The following is a 14,558-nucleotide window of genomic DNA, read 5'->3' on the forward strand; positions in this document are numbered from 1 at the left end:
TGCGGCGCACCGCTCCGGCGGGCTGTCAGGGCGACGCTAGGAAGATTGTCGACAATTGGCAATCGGCAATATCCGGCGCTGGAAAGCCTTTCCGCAAGAAACGCGGAAACACCGGCAGGATGCAACAATTTGCATCAAAGCCCCCTCCATTTGCTGATATCACGTGAAATTTCGCAGGAATGGCGGGGGTGATCCCGGGCCGAAAGGCCTGGTCCGCCAGCCAGGAAATATTGTCTAAATATTGTTCATATTAATTTTAACAGTCTGATAATATTTGGAAAATGTAATTTCCGCGGTGCGGAAACCTGCCCGTACACGGATCATTTGACCGGGGCTGCCATCATCCGGCTTGCGCCATTGGAAAGGCTCCTCCTAAGGTCGATGCGTGATTGTCGACAATCGTCAAAACAACAAAATCACGTCCAACAGGAGTACAACATGTTCCTTCCGAAGTCTGCTTCGGGACTGCTCAAGGGTGCGCTCGCCGTGGCGTTCCTTGGGGCCGGTTCCCTGACGGCCCAGGCCGAAACCACGATCAACGCGGTGATGAACGCGCCGCTGCGCGCGCTCGACCCGGCGATCAGCACCGCCTACATCCTGCGCAACTACGGCTACATGATCTACGACACGCTGCTGGCGCGTGACGAGGCCGGCAAGGTTCAGCCGCAGATGGCCAGCTGGACGGTTTCCGACGATGGCAAGACCTACACCTTCACCCTGCGCGACGGGCTGAAATGGCATGACGGCACGCCGGTCACCGCCGCCGACTGCGTCGCCTCGATCGCCCGCTGGGATCAGGTCGACAAGACCGGGCAGGTGATGGCCTCGCTGATGGAAACCATGCAGGCCGTGGACGAGAAGACCTTCACGCTGACCTTCAAGGAGCCCACCGGCATCGCGCTTCTGGCGCTCAGCAAGCCCTCGGGCATCCCGCCCTTCATGATGCAGAAGAAGGTCGCAGAGACCCCGGTCAGCACGCCGATCACCTCGACCATCGGGTCGGGTCCGTTCAAGTTCGATGCCAGTGCCTACCAGCCCGGCGTCAAGGCGGTGTTCCTGAAGAACGAAGATTACGTGCCGCGGTCCGAACCCTCCAGCGGCATGGCCGGCGGCAAGGTCGTCAAGGTCGACAAGGTGGTCTGGACCACCATGCCCGACCCGATGACCGCGATGAACGCCATGATGTCCGGCGAGATCGACTTCATCGAACAGGCCCCCCATGACCTGCTGCCCCTGGTCGAGGGCAATCCCGACTTCAAGCTGCAGACCTTTGCCAAGCAGGGCAGCCAGAACCTGGTGCGCCTGAACTGGACCCAGCCGCCCTTCGACAACCTGAAGTACCGCGAAGCCGCGCTTGAGGCCCTTGGCCAGCAGTCCATGCTGAGCGCCCAGGTCGGCAACGGCAAGGATGCCTCGACCACCTGCGCGGCGGTCTTCGGTTGCTCGGGTCCCTACGCGACCGACTACAAGGCCGATGACATCATCAAGCCGCACCCCGAGAAGTCCAAGGAACTGCTGAAGGAAGCGGGCTATGACGGCAGCCCGATCATGCTGATGCAGGCCACCGACCTCGCGAGCCTCGCGCCGCAGGGTCCGGTGATCGCCCAGCAGCTGCGCGACGGCGGCTTCAAGGTTGATGTCGTGGCGATGGACTGGGCCAGCGTCGTGGCGCGCCGCTCTTCCAAGGCACCGGTTGCCGAAGGCGGCTGGAACATCTTCTCGACCACCAACGTGCTGCCCGACGTGGGCGATCCGGTGGGCTTCATCGGCACCGCTGCCGGGGGCGACAGCGCCTGGTTCGGCTGGCCGAACGTGCCCAAGATCGAGGAACTGCGCGCCGCCTTCGCCCGTGCCTCCGACACCGAGACCCAGGTCAAGATCGCCAAGGAGATCGACCAGCTGGCCATCGACAACGTGGTCATGATCCCGATGGGCGAATTCGCCAACATCAACGTCGTCTCCTCCAAGCTGTCGGGCATGCCCGAAGCCGAGGCGCCGGTGTTCTGGAACGTGACCAAGTCGGAGTGATCCAGACGTGCTGAGCTTCATCATCAAGCGAATCCTCTCGGCGATCCCGGTCCTGTTCATGGTCGCCATCCTGGTCTTCCTCGTGCTGCGCCTGGCGCCGGGGGATCCGGCGGTGATGATCGCGGGTCCCAACGCGACCCCCGACCAGCTTCAGCAACTCAGAGAGAGCATGGGCCTGACAAGGCCCCTGCTTGAACAGCTGATCATCTGGCTGACCAACATGGCGCATGGCGACATGGGCACCTCGCTGATCTCGGGCAAGCCCGCGACCGAGCTGATCATGGACCGCTTCGGCCCGACGCTGGCGCTCAGCCTGTCGACGGTGGTGCTGGCCATCGTGGTGGCGATCCCGCTGGGGGTCGTGGCCGCCTGGCAGCGCGGCAAGGTGCTGGACCGTCTGGTCATGGGCCTTTCCGTGCTGGGCTTCTCGGTGCCGGTCTTCATCATCGGCTACGTGCTGATCCTGGTCTTCGCCCGCATCCTCGGCTGGTTCCCGGTGCAGGGCTACCAGCCGCTCTCGAACGGCTTCGTGCCCTTCGCGCAGCGCCTGGTGCTGCCCTCGGTCGCGCTCAGCTTCCCTTATATCGCGCTGATCGCGCGGATCGTGCGCACCAATGTCATCGAGGTGATGAACGAGGATTACATCCGCACCGCGCGCGCCAAGGGCCTGAAGGAATCCGCCGTGCTGATGGGCCATGCGCTCGGCAATGCGGCGGTGCCGATCATCACCATCATCGGTGTCTCCATCGCGATGCTGATCGGCGGTGTGGTGGTCACGGAGTCGGTCTTCAACATCCCCGGCCTTGGTCGCCTCGTGCTCGAGTCGGTTCTGGCGCGCGACTACACGGTGATCCAGGCGGTGATCCTGCTGTTCTCGGCCATCTACGTGGTCATCAACCTGGTGGTCGACCTGCTTTACGGCGTCTTCGACCCCCGGATCCGCTACTGAGGCCGCCCGGTGGCCCCGCCTCTCCGGGGCCGCCCAACCTTCTCTCTTCCCGCGGGCGCCCCGGTTGCGCCCCTGACCGGAGACCGACCTGCCATGTCCTCTGACACGCCTGCCCCCGAACCCCAGTCCCAGACCCTCAGCCTGCCCGAGATGGAGGGCGGCGGCGCCAGCGGCCTGCGTGCCGTCCTTGGCGGCATCCTGTCCAGCTGGTCCGCGCGGATCTCGGCGGCGGTGCTGCTGATCATCGTGCTGATGTCGGTCTTCGCGCCGCTGGTGACCAGCCACGACCCGATCCAGCTTGATCCCGCGATCCGCCTCCAGCCGCCCTCGGCCGCGCATCTTCTGGGCACCGACAGCTACGGGCGCGACATGTTCGCCCGCATCGTCTACGGCTCGCGCATCTCGTTGCTGGTGGGGGCGGGCACGGTGATCGTGGCGCTGCTTTTCGGCATGATCATCGGCGTTCTGACCGGCTATTTCCGCTGGGTGGATGCGGTGCTGATGCGGGTCATGGACGGTCTGATGGCGATCCCGGGCGTGCTGCTGGCAATCGCGCTGGTGGCGATCTCGGGGGGGACGCTGGTGACCGTGCTGGTCGCCATTGCCGTCCCCGAGATCCCGCGCGTCGCCCGCATGGTGCGCGGCGTCATCATGGGCGTGCGCAACGAACCCTACGTGGAGGCCGCCTCGGTGCTGGGCACCGGCATGTGGCCGATGGTCTGGCGGCACATGCTGCCCAACACCGTGGCGCCGCTGATCGTGCAGGGCACCTACATCTTCGCCGCCGCGATCATGACCGAATCCATCCTCAGCTTCCTCGGGGCCGGCATCCCCCCCGAGATCCCCTCCTGGGGCAACATGATGGCCGATGGCCGCCTCTACTTCCTGCTCAAGCCCGAGCTGATCTTCTTCCCCGGTGTCATGGTCTCCCTGACGGTGCTCAGCGTGAACATGCTGGGGGATGTGCTGCGCGACCGTCTGGATCCGCGCATGGCGAAACGGCTCTGAGCGGCCACTGACAAGGTACATGGCAAGGAACATGGCAATGACCAATCAAGCCGAAACCGATCTTCCCGTCCTGTCGGTCCGCAATGTCACCATCGACACCATCCCCGGCGGCGCCAAGCCCATCGTGCGCGACATCAGCTTCGATGTCCGCGCCGGAGAGACGGTCTGCGTGGTGGGGGAATCCGGATCGGGCAAGTCCGTCACCTCGATGGCGATGATGGGCCTTTTGCCGAAGGATGCGCTGCGGGTGACCGGAGGCCAGATCCTGCTGGATGGCGAAGACGTGCTGAGCGTCTCCGAGGGCCGGATGCGGGCGCTTCGGGCCTCCAAGGTCTCGATGGTGTTCCAGGAGCCGATGACGGCGCTGAACCCGGTGAAGACCGTGGGCGAGCAGGTCGACGAGGTGCTGCGCATCCATACGAAGGACAGTCGCGCGGAACGCCGCCGCAAGGTCCTCTCGATGATGGAGCGGGTGCATCTGCCGGACGTGGAGCGCATCTACCGCTCCTATCCGCACCAGCTTTCCGGCGGTCAGCGTCAGCGGATCGTCATCGCCATGGCACTGATCCTGCGCCCACGCCTGCTGCTGGCGGATGAGCCGACCACCGCGCTGGACGTCACGACCCAGAAGCAGATCCTGAAGCTGATCAAGGAATTGCAGGAAGAAGAGGGCACCGCCGTCGTCTTCGTGACCCATGATTTCGGCGTCGTCTCCGAGATCGCGGACCGTATCGTCGTGATGAACCGGGGCGATCTGGTGGAAACCGGCGACTGCCGGCAGATCCTTTCGGCGCCCAGGCAGGACTACACGCGGATGCTGGTGTCTTCCGTGCCCTCGATGCAGCCGCGCTGCGCGCCGCTGACCGATCAGCCCAAGGTGCTGGAGGTCGTCGGCCTGAGCAAGCGCTACGGCAAGCCCGGCAAGTCCGAGGTGCTGGCCGCCAGCGACATCACCTTCACCGTCCGCAAGGGAGAGATCACCGGGATCATCGGCGAATCCGGCTCTGGCAAGTCGACGGTGGCGCGCTGCGTCATGCGCCTGACCGACCCGACCGAGGGCGCCGTGGTGCTGCAGGGCCAGGACATTGCCCCGGTGCGCAACCTGCGCGCCGTGCGCCAGAAGGTTCAGTACATCTTCCAGGATCCCTACCGCTCGCTCAACCCGCGCCGCACCATCGCCCAGTCGCTGATGGAGGGGCTGGTGAACTACGGCATGCCCGAGCGCGAGGCGCGCGAGAAGGCCGCCCGCACGCTGGAGCTGGTGAACCTGCCCGCCGCCGTGATGGAGCGCTATCCGCACCAGTTCTCGGGCGGGCAGCGCCAGCGCATCGCCATCGCCCGCGCCATCGTGATGGAGCCCGATCTGCTGATCGCGGACGAGGCGGTCTCGGCGCTGGACGTGTCCGTGCAGGCGCAGGTGCTGGCGCTGTTCGAGGACATCCGGGAGCGCACCGGCATCTCGGTCCTGTTCATCACCCATGACCTGCGGGTCGCGGCGCAGATCTGCAACGCTCTGGTGGTGATGCAGAAGGGCTGCATCGTCGAGCAGGGCGCCACCCGCGACGTGCTGACGAACCCGTCCCACCCCTATACCCGCGCCCTGATCGACGCCGCACCGGCGCCGGACTGGGACTTCCAGAACTTCCGCCCGCTGCCGCTGGCGGTCTGACACCAGGGGGCAGATGCCCCGAAGGAGCCTTCCGAGATGCGTATCCTGCTGGCCGGTTTCCAACATGAAACCAACACTTTCGCCACCAACCCCGCCGATATGGCCGCCTTCGAGCACGGCGGCGGCTTCCCCGGTCTCTGCCGGGGGGCGGCGGTGGTGCAGGCGATGGTGCCCGGGGTGAACATCCCGGCTGCGGGCTTTCTGACGGCGGCCCGCGCGGCGGGCGCCGAGGTCGATCCGATCCTCTGGGGCGCCGCCTGTCCCTCGGGCCCGGTGACGCGCGCGACCTATCAGGCCATCACCGACGAGATCGTCGCGGGCATCGCCGCGCGGCTGCCGGCGGATGCGGTCTATCTGGATCTGCACGGCGCCATGGTGGCCGAACACCTGCCCGACGGCGAGGGCGCGCTGATCGAACGGGTCCGCGATCTGGTCGGCCCCGACATGCCGCTGGTGGTCAGCCTGGACCTCCATGCCAATGTGACCGAACGCATGGTGATGGCCTCGGATGCGCTGGTGGCCTTCCGCACCTATCCCCATGTCGACATGGCGCTGACCGGGGAACGCGCCTTCGCGCTGGTGGCCGCCCGCATTGCCCGGGGGCGACCCTTCGCGCGGGCCATGGCGCAGGTGCCCTACATGGTGCCGATCTGCTGGCAATCGACGATGAACGAACCGGCGGCGGGCCTCTACGGCGCGCTGGAACAGGTCGAGGCCGCGACCGGCGTCACCAGCCTGTCCTGGGCGATGGGCTTTCCGGCGGCGGATTTCGACGAATGCGGCCAGCTGATCTGGGCCTATGCCGATGACGCGGTCACCGCCGAAGCCGCCGTGGCCGCGCTGATGGATCAGGTCGTCGCCGCCGAACCCGCCTTCACCGGCGCGCTTCTGGCGCCCGATCAGGCCGTGGCCGAGGCGCTGCGCCTGAACGCCGAGGGGCTGAAGCCCGTGGTCATCGCCGATGCCCAGGACAATCCCGGCGCCGGGGGCAGTTCCGACACCACGGGGCTGCTGGCCGCGCTGGTCGCGGCGGATGTGCCCGATGCGGCTTTGGGTGTGCTCTGGGATCCGGCGGCGGTCGCGGCGGCCCATGCGGCGGGCGAGGGGGCGCAGATCGCCCTGTCCCTTGGCGGGCATTCCGGCGTCGTGGGCGACCAGCCGTTTGAGGGCACCTTCACGGTCGAAAAGGTCTCGGACGGGCGGCTTTACACCAGGGGGCCCTATTACGGCACGCGCGAGATGCAGCTGGGCGACGCCGCCTGCCTGCGCATCGGCGGTGTCCGCATCGTCGTCGCCACCGAGAAGGCGCAGATGGCCGACCGCGAGATGTTCCGCTTTGCCGGTATCACGCCCGAGGACACCGCCATCCTCGTGGTCAAAAGCGCGATCCATTTTCGCGCCGATTTCGCCCCGATCGCGGCGCGCATCCTGACCGCCGTTGCCCCCGGGGCGATGATGATGCGCGCGACCGACTGGTCCTGGCAGCACCTGCGCGACGACCTGCGCCTGATGCCGGGCGGGCCGACCGCCGCCGAACATCGCGCCGCGCAATCCGAGAACGCCTGAGGAGGAGGCACGCATGAAGGACATGTCCACCGGCCCGGTCTGGGCCCTGTCGGCGGCGGCGACCGCCACCGCGATCCGTACCGGCACGCTGTCCGCGACCGAGGTCGCCCAGGCGCATCTGGACCGCCTTGAGGCCGTCAATCCGGCGATCAACGCCGTGGTCGATCACCGCCCCGAAGAGGTGCTGGCCCAGGCCCGCGTCATCGACACCCGCCGCGCCTCGGGCGAGGATCTGCCGCCGCTGGCCGGCGTCCCGGTCACCATCAAGATCAACATCGACCAGAAGGGCTTTGCCACCAGCAACGGGCTGCGCTCCAAGGCCGACCTGATCGCGACCGAGAACACCCCCGTGGTCGATGGCTTCCTGAAGGCCGGGGCGGTGCTGCTGGGGCGCACCAACACGCCCGCCTTCTCGGCCCGCTACTTCACCGACAACCAGCTGTTCGGCGCCACCCGCAACCCCCGCAACCCGGGCCTGACGCCCGGGGGATCCTCCGGGGGCGCGGCGGCGGCGGTGACGGCCGGGATCGGCGCCATCGCCCATGGCAACGACATCGGCGGATCGGTCCGCTACCCGGCCTATGCCTGCGGCATCCACGGGCTGCGCCCGGGGCTGGGTCGGGTCGCGACCTACAATGCCACCGGCCCGGACCGCTCCATCGGGTTCCAGCTGATGTCGGTGCAGGGGCCGCTGGCGCGCAGCGTCCATGATGTGCGGCTGGGCTTTGCCGCCATGTCGGGCCGCGACCTGCGCGATCCCTGGTGGTTCGGAGCCGATGATCCGAACCCCGCCGATCCCCGCCGCGCCGCCTTCTGCGCCCATCCCGAGGGGATCGACACCGCCCCCGAGGTCGAGGCCGCGCTGCGCGATGCCGCCCAGCGTCTGCGCGATGCCGGCTGGAGCGTCACCGAGCTGGAGTCGATCCCGCCGCTGAAGGAAGCCAGCCGGATCATGCACAAGCTCTGGGTGGCCGATAACCCCGGGCGCATCCTTCAGGCCGCGCTGGACGAGGGGGACCCGGGCGCGATCTTTGCCATGAAGGGCGCGATGGCCTGGGTCGGAGAGGTCTCTCTTGCCGATTTCTCGGACACGCTGACGCGGCGCGCGGCGCTGGTGCGCGAATGGCTCGCCTTCCTTCAGGACTGGCCGGTGCTGCTGCTGCCGCCATCCTCGGATCTGCCCTTTGCCCCGGATGCCGATCTGGAAATGGGCTTCGAGGCACTGACCGAGAAGCAGTATTTCATGGCCGGGCTGCCCGCCATCGGGATGCCTGCGCTGATGGTGTCGACCGGGCTGGTGAATGGCGCGACGCCGGTGGGGGTGCAGGTGCTCTCGGGGCGGGGCGGCGAGGCGCTCTGCCTGTCCGCCGGCGAGGCGATTGCCGCCCGTGGCGCGCCGCCCGCGCCGGTTGATCCCGTAACCGACTGACTTTTATTACACAGATTGAACGTTCCATGTCCCTGACCGATCTCCGCTCTCCTCATGTCTCGCGCGGGCTCACGCTGCGCAAACCTGCCGTCGAAAGCTCTGGCGGCATCGTCACCGCGCAGAACCGCCAGGCGGCGCAGATCGGGGCCGATATCCTGGCCGCCGGTGGTTCGGCGGTGGATGCCGCCATCGCCACCTCCTTTGCGCTCGGGGTTCTGGAACCCTGGATGAGCGGCATCGGCGGCGTCGGTGCCCTGCTGGTGCGCCCCGAGGGCGGCGCAGTGACCGCCATCGACGCCGGCGCCGTGGCGCCGGGCGCCCTTGATCCCGAAGATTTCCCCCTGGTCGAAGGCAAGGATGGCGATCTGTTCGGCTGGCCCAACGTGCTGGAAGACCGCAACGTGATCGGCGCCAGGTCGATCTGCGTGCCGGGGCTGCTGCGTGGGCTAGAGGCCGCCCATGCCCGGTTCGGCAAGCTGCCCTGGGCCGATCTGGTGGCCCCGGCCATCGCGCTGGCCCGCGCCGGGCTGGTGGTGGATGCCCAGGTCACCGCCTGGATTGCGCAGGAAATGTCGCGCCTGCGCCGCGATCCGGTGACCGCCGCCTGGTTCCTGCCCGAGGGGCTGCCCCCCGCCGCGCCCGCCGCCGTGGCGGGCCGGGTCCGGCACCTGGCCAACCCGGCGCTGGCCGAGACGCTTGCGATCATCGCCGCCGAAGGGCCCGGCGCGCTTTACGAAGGGCCGCTGGCCGAGGCGCTGGCCGCCGATGTGCAGGCCGCCGGTGGCTATCTGTCCACCACCGACCTCTCCGGTTTCGCGGCCAGGGTGACGCCTTCGAAAACCGAACGGTTCCGGGATCGCGACGTGCATTTCGTGCCCGTGCTGAACGGGGGCGTGACCGTCGCGCTGGCGCTGCGCCACTTCGGCGAAACCCCGGCCGAGGGCACTGCGGTGCCCGGCCCCGAGGCCGTGCTGCGCAGTGCCCATGCGCTGGCCCAGGCCTGGGCGCACCGCTTCAGCGAACTGGGTGACGGAGCCGAGCACACGCTGCCCAGCTGTACCTCCCACCTCAGCGTGGTGGATCGGGACGGCCTGTGCGTCTCGCTGACCCAGACGCTGCTGTCGCTTTTCGGCTCGGCGGTGGTGTCGCCGGCCACGGGGATCCTGCTGAACAACGGGGTGAACTGGTTCGATCCGCGCCCCGGTCGGGTGAACTGCATCACCCCGGGCGCCAAGGCGCTGGCGAACTACGCCCCGATGATGCTGACCGGCCCGGAGGAAACCGTGGCCATCGGCGGCTCGGGCGGGCGCAAGATCCTGCCGGCGATCTATCAGGCGCTGATCCACATGGTCGATCACGGCCATGGCCTGGAGGACGCGATTGCCGCGCCGCGCTACGATCTGTCGGCGCCGCCCACCGTGGTTGCCGATCCCCGCCTTGGCCGCGACACGATCGAGGCCCTGGCCGCCGCATACCCGGTGGTTCTGGCGGACCGGGAGATGCACCCCAACAGCTACACGACCCTCGGCGCCACCAGCCGCAAGAACGGGCGCAACTTCGGCATGGCCGAACCCTGGCACCCCACCGCCGAAGCCGTGGCCGAGGGCAGCGACGCCCTGAGCCTTCCTGCCACCCGAGGAGAGATCTGATGTCCGATCCCGTCATCGACCAGCCGCTCTGGAGCCTTCCGGCCACCCGCATCGCGGCGCTGGTGAAATCCCGCGCCCTGAGCGCGCGCAGCGTGACCGAGGCCTGCCTGGCCCGGGTCGAGGCCGTGAACCCCGCGATCAACGCCATCGTGGACTACCAGCCGGAAAACAGCCTGGCCGCCGCCGATGCGGTGGATGCCATGGTTGCCGCCGGGCGTGATCCGGGGATCCTTGCGGGGGTGCCGGTCACCATCAAGGTCAATGTCGACCAGGAGGGTCATGCCACCACCAACGGGCTGAAGGCGCAGAAGGATCTGATCGCGACCTCGAACAACCCGGTGGTGGAAAGCCTGCTGTCGCAGGGCGCGGTGTCGCTGGGGCGCACCAATACGCCCGCCTTCAGCTACCGCTGGTTCACCAATAACCTGGTCCATGGCCACACCTACAACCCCCGCAACAGGGCGCTGACGCCCGGGGGGTCTTCGGGCGGGGCGGGGGCCTCGGTCGCGGCGGGGCTGGGGGCCATCGGCCATGGCACCGATATTGCCGGATCGGTGCGCTATCCGGCCTATGCCTGCGGGGTGCACGGGCTGCGCCCTTCTCTGGGGCGGGTGGCGGCGCTGAACCGCTCGGGGGCGGACCGGACCATCGGCGGGCAGATCATGGCGGTGTCGGGGCCGCTGGCGCGCAGCGTCGGGGACCTGCGTCTGGCGCTTCAGGCCATGGCGCGCCCCGATGCCTGCGATCCCTGGTGGGTTCCGGCGCCGCTGGTGGGGCCTGCGGTGGCGAAACGCGCCGCCCTCTGCATCGCCCCCGACGGGATGGAGACCGCGCCCGAACTGGAAGCCGCCCTGCGCGAGGCGGCGGCGAAACTGCGCGATGCCGGCTGGCAGGTCGATGAATTGGACGCGCTGCCCCCGATTAGGGAGGCCGTGGCGGTGCAGCTGACGCTGTGGATGGGCGATGGCTACGAGGCCCTGGTGGCCGAGGCCGAGGCCGAGGGCGATCCCGGTGCCATTGCCGCGCTGGGCGGCCAGCGCGCCTTCGTCGAGACGCTGGCGCCCGACAGCCTGCCAAAGGCGCTGACCACGCGGGTTGCCATCGCGCGGGCCTGGCAGCTTTTCACCGAGCAATACCCGGTGGTGCTGCTGCCGCCCTGCGCCGAACTGCCCTTCGCGGACAATCTTGATCTGAAGGACGAAGCCTCCTATGGCAGGGTCTGGCGCGCCCAGATGCCGATGATCGGTCTTCCGGTGACGGGGCTGCCCTCGTTGACGCTGACCACCGGGATGACCGGCGACAGCGTTCCCGTGGGCATCCAGATCGTCGCGGGCAAGTACCGCGAGGACGTGGCGCTGGAGGCGGCAGAGGCGATCGAGGCCCGGGGCGATCCGGTGCAGATTGCCACTCCCTGACAGGGGCGGGGCCCGGCTGGTACCGAATGCGGGGGTGGTCTCCGCTGGGGAGGGGAAGAGTGAAGCTGAAGAAGTTGCAGCCGGTCACCCGGCAGTCGACGGAAACCATCGTGATCGAGAACCTGCGGTCCTTCATCCTGTCGGGCGAAGTGCCGCCCGGCGGACGGCTGACCGAGGCCGCCATGTCCGAACAGCTGGGCGTCTCGCGCGCGACGCTGCGGCTGGCCCTGCACCGGCTGGCCGGGGAGGGGCTGCTGACGCAGATCCCCTATACCGGCTGGGAGGTGGCGCAGCTGTCCTCCCGCGATGTCTGGGAAATCTGGACCCTGCGCGGCGCGCTGGAGGGGCTGGCGTCGCGGCTCGTGGTGATGCGCGATGCGCCCGAGGTCTTCGCGACCCTGGAAGAGGCCTATGCGGAGCTGGAAAGCGCCTGCGCGCGCGGCAACATGCGCGCCATCACCGCCGCCGATTTCGCCCTGCACCAGAGCATCATCCAGGGCGCCGACAATGCCCGGCTTTCCGCCCAGTACCGGGTGGTCGAACAGCAGGTCCGGCTGTTCATCATGACGAGCAATGTCCATGTCGCGACCGGCCCCGAGGATATCATCGCCCAGCACGTGCCGCTGATGGAGGCCTTCCGCCGCCGCGATGCCGCCGCCGCCGCCGATGCCGCCTGGATCCATGACGAGACCGAGGGCCACCGCCTGATGGACTGGCTGATCCGCACCGGCGTCGCCACCCCCGACCAGCCCAAGGCCTGAGCCCCCGGCCAGCGCGTTTCCCTTCAGGGCCGTCCCGTTACCGGGGCGGCCTTCGCCTTTTGCGGCCCCGGGGGCGATCTTTACGCGTCCTTTACGCCTGCGCCCGGCAATCCGAATGGCGCCCTTACGCGCCCGGCGGGCACATCGCGGACATCAGACACAGGAGGTGCCGATGTCCGATTTTTTATACCTGGGCCTGACCCTCGCCGGCTTTTGGGCCGTCGTGGTGGCGGTCTTCCTGTCGGGGAGGCTGTGACCATGGTGGATCTCTGTCTTGGGCTGGCGGTGGCGTGCGGCGTGCTGGTCGTGCTGCTGCGCGCCCTGTTGCGCGCGCAGGGCGGCGACAGGAGGCAGCCATGAGCACGCTGGCAAGCCTCGCGCTGTTTCTCGGCGTCCTCAGCCTCGGGGGCTGGGCGCTCTCGGGGTACATGACGCGGATCTACGAGGGGCGCCGGGTCTGGCTGAGCCCCGTCGTGGCGCCGCTGGAACGCGCCCTTATGCGCCTTGCCGGGCCGCGCGCATCTGCGCCGCAGGGCTGGCGCGCCTATGCGCTTTCGGCGGTGATCTTCAATGCCGCCGGGGCGCTGCTGCTGTTCGCGCTCTTGCGGCTTCAGGGGCACTTGCCCTTCAACCCCGCCGGCCTGCCGGGGCTTTCCGCGCCGCTGGCCTTCAACACCGCGATCAGCTTTGTCACCAATACCAACTGGCAGGCCTATTCCGGCGAAGCACAGCTGAGCCTGCTGTCGCAGATGCTGGGGCTGACGGTTCAGAACTTTGCCTCTGCGGCGACCGGCATGGCGGTGGGCATCGCGGTGATCCGCGGCTTTGCCGGCACCGCCGGGCGGACCGATCTGGGCAATTTCTGGCAGGACCTGCTGCGCGGCATCCTTTACGTGCTGCTGCCGATGTCCGTTGTTCTGGCGCTGCTGCTGGTGGCTGAGGGCGTGCCGCAGGTGCTGGCGGGGGCGGTCCATGCAACCACGCTGAGCGGTGCGGACCAGTGGATTGCCCGCGGCCCCGTGGCCTCTCAGGTGGCGATCAAGCAGCTGGGCACCAATGGCGGCGGCTTCTTCGGCGTCAACGGCGCCCATCCGTTCGAAAACCCGACCGTGGCCTCCGACATGGTGCAGACCCTCGCGATCCTGCTGATCCCGGTGGCCTTCTGCTTTGTCTTCGGGCGCATGGCCGGGGACCGGCGGCAGGGCCGGGCGATCTTTGCCGCCATGGGGCTGCTGTTCGTCGCGGGCCTTGCGGTGATCCTCTGGGCCGAGCTTCAGCCCAATGCCCTGATCGGCGCCGGTGCGGGGCTTGAGGGCAAGGAAGAGCGTTTCGGCCCCGTGCTTTCCGCGCTCTGGGCGGCGGCGACCACGGCGGCCTCCAACGGGTCGGTCAATGCCATGCATGACAGTTTCCAGCCGCTTTCGGGCCTGATCATGCTGATCAACATGCAGCTCGGAGAGGTGATCTTCGGCGGCGTCGGATCGGGGCTTTACGGGATGCTCCTCTATGTCGTGCTGGCGGTCTTCCTGGCCGGGCTGATGGTCGGGCGCACCCCGGAATACCTGGGGCGCAAGATCGAGGGGCGCGAGGTCACGCTGGCCATGCTGGCCTTCCTGTCGATGCCGCTGGGCATCCTGGGGGGCGCGGCGCTCTCGGTGATGGTGCCGCAGGCGGCGGCCTCGGCCCAGGCCACCGGTCCCCACGGGCTGAGCGAGACGCTCTATGCCTATTCCTCGGCGGTGGCCAACAACGGCTCGGCTTTCGGGGGCTGGAATGCCGGCACCCCCTGGCAGGAGACCGCGCTGGGCCTGCTGATGCTGCTGGGACGCTACGCGATCCTGGTGCCGGTGCTGGCGATTGCCGGATCCCTGGCCGCAAAGCCGCGCGCCGCCGTGACGGCGGGCAGCTTCCCCACCCACGGGCCGCTCTTCGTGGTGCTGCTGATCCTGACCGTGCTGATCCTGGGCGCGCTGACCTTCTTCCCGGTGCTGGCCCTGGGGCCGCTGGCGGAACAGGCCGCGCTGGCCGCAGGCCAGGCCTACTGACGCGCCGGCCCCTTCGGGGGCCGCGCCCTTCCCCTCAGG

10 protein-coding genes are annotated in these 14,558 nt (G+C 68.3%); all 10 read left to right on the forward strand.

Annotated elements, in window-relative coordinates; genetic code table 11:
* Window positions 1-438 precede the first annotated feature (438 nt).
* The 10 genes from KM176_RS06570 (at window position 439) to kdpA (ending at window position 14,519) form a co-directional block, all read left to right on the forward strand.
* Window positions 439-2,028 (forward strand): ABC transporter substrate-binding protein, encoded by a 1,590-nt coding sequence (locus KM176_RS06570; protein WP_160892635.1) that lies wholly within the window; start codon window positions 439-441, stop codon window positions 2,026-2,028.
* Window positions 2,029-2,035: 7 nt separating this feature from the next.
* Window positions 2,036-2,977 (forward strand): ABC transporter permease, encoded by a 942-nt coding sequence (locus KM176_RS06575; protein WP_160892637.1) that lies wholly within the window; start codon window positions 2,036-2,038, stop codon window positions 2,975-2,977.
* A gap of 93 nt (window positions 2,978-3,070) precedes the next feature.
* Window positions 3,071-3,985 carry an ABC transporter permease gene (locus KM176_RS06580; protein WP_160892639.1) on the forward strand — a complete coding sequence of 305 codons (915 nt, stop codon included), beginning with the start codon at window positions 3,071-3,073 and terminating at the stop codon, window positions 3,983-3,985.
* Window positions 3,986-4,016: 31 nt separating this feature from the next.
* Complete coding sequence (locus KM176_RS06585) at window positions 4,017-5,654, forward strand: dipeptide ABC transporter ATP-binding protein (protein ID WP_446000304.1); 1,638 nt, start codon at window positions 4,017-4,019, stop codon at window positions 5,652-5,654.
* Window positions 5,655-5,690: 36 nt separating this feature from the next.
* Window positions 5,691-7,220, forward strand: coding sequence for a M81 family metallopeptidase (locus tag KM176_RS06590; RefSeq protein WP_160892644.1), 1,530 nt, complete (start codon window positions 5,691-5,693; stop codon window positions 7,218-7,220).
* Window positions 7,221-7,233: 13 nt separating this feature from the next.
* Complete coding sequence (locus KM176_RS06595) at window positions 7,234-8,649, forward strand: amidase family protein (protein ID WP_202397743.1); 1,416 nt, start codon at window positions 7,234-7,236, stop codon at window positions 8,647-8,649.
* A 26-nt stretch (window positions 8,650-8,675) separates the two neighbouring features.
* Entirely contained in the window at window positions 8,676-10,298 is a 1,623-nt protein-coding gene (locus tag KM176_RS06600; protein WP_160892646.1) for a gamma-glutamyltransferase family protein, read from the forward strand.
* Window positions 10,298-11,713 carry an amidase family protein gene (locus KM176_RS06605; RefSeq protein WP_160892648.1) on the forward strand — a complete coding sequence of 472 codons (1,416 nt, stop codon included), beginning with the start codon at window positions 10,298-10,300 and terminating at the stop codon, window positions 11,711-11,713. Before KM176_RS06600 ends, KM176_RS06605 begins: the two co-directional genes overlap by 1 nt.
* A gap of 59 nt (window positions 11,714-11,772) precedes the next feature.
* Window positions 11,773-12,474 (forward strand): GntR family transcriptional regulator, encoded by a 702-nt coding sequence (locus tag KM176_RS06610; RefSeq protein ID WP_160892650.1) that lies wholly within the window; start codon window positions 11,773-11,775, stop codon window positions 12,472-12,474.
* 356 nt (window positions 12,475-12,830) lie between these two features.
* Entirely contained in the window at window positions 12,831-14,519 is a 1,689-nt protein-coding gene (gene kdpA / locus KM176_RS06615; RefSeq protein WP_160892652.1) for a potassium-transporting ATPase subunit KdpA, read from the forward strand.
* Window positions 14,520-14,558: the final 39 nt, after the last annotated feature.

Origin of the sequence: Pseudooceanicola endophyticus, assembly GCF_018760365.1 — a bacterium.
Taxonomy (GTDB): Bacteria; Pseudomonadota; Alphaproteobacteria; order Rhodobacterales; family Rhodobacteraceae; genus Pseudooceanicola; species Pseudooceanicola endophyticus.